The 803-nt window shown below is 46.3% G+C and carries 1 protein-coding gene; it reads right to left on the bottom strand.

What is annotated here, in order from left to right:
• A partial coding sequence (locus tag CKO11_RS17115; protein ID WP_263298508.1) for a BcsE family c-di-GMP-binding protein occupies nucleotides 1-803 on the bottom strand: 803 nt, incomplete at both ends.

Genomic DNA, 803 nt, shown 5'->3' with positions numbered 1-803 from the left:
TAATCTTTAGAGCGCTTCCGCGCTGGCGGCGCAGGGTATGAATCTGGCGGGCAATGGTTGCGATTTGGTTATTCTGATGCAGGGCGAAAATAAGGGTCGCGGCCTGGCTGGTTCGCGCCTCGTTAAACATGCGTTCGTTGGTTTCGAATAGCGTCCAGTATTCAGAAAGCGCGGGCGCCCCTTCCAGTACCTCGACATTACTGAGCACCCGCTTTTCATCGCTACGCGGCTGGACGGAGGCCTCTTCCTGCTTCGCTAATTGCCAGTGACCATCGTGATGTTCAAGAATAAGTTGTTGCTGAGCACTCACACCTCTGTCGTTACACCACCAGGCCACATCATAAAGATGTGTTCCGCTTGTATAACGCAAACTTGCCAAACCAAACAATGAACGGTATTTACCTATCAACACTGATGATTGCCTGTCGCTATTGTTTGCAGGGTTTATTACCAGCAATGCGCAGTTATGATATTTCGTCCACTCATGAATTCGTATTAGCCAGTGGTGTAATTTCTCTGCCGAAATATTCTGCCAGGCGTTATTTGCACACAGCAAAATGAGTAAATAATTCTCAGGTTCAATAGAACAAAGTAAATCGCGGGAGAAAAAGTATAGACCTTTTTCATGACTTGGCATGGAAAAAAGTTGTATTTTTTTGGGGCCGCGATCGGATTCTAATCTGAGGATGTTCTGCAAATCATAACCCATACCCGCAACCGCGACTTTCGCGTTTTCAGATTGCGATGCAATTGTTTGATTAACAAGGCTAATTGCATCTTTTTCACGATCGGCGTTAATCCAC

It is taken from the genome of Rhodobacter sp. TJ_12, assembly GCF_020023995.1.
Lineage (GTDB): Bacteria > Pseudomonadota > Alphaproteobacteria > Rhodobacterales > Rhodobacteraceae > Rhodobacter.
This window is presented reverse-complemented; position numbering and strand designations above follow the sequence as displayed.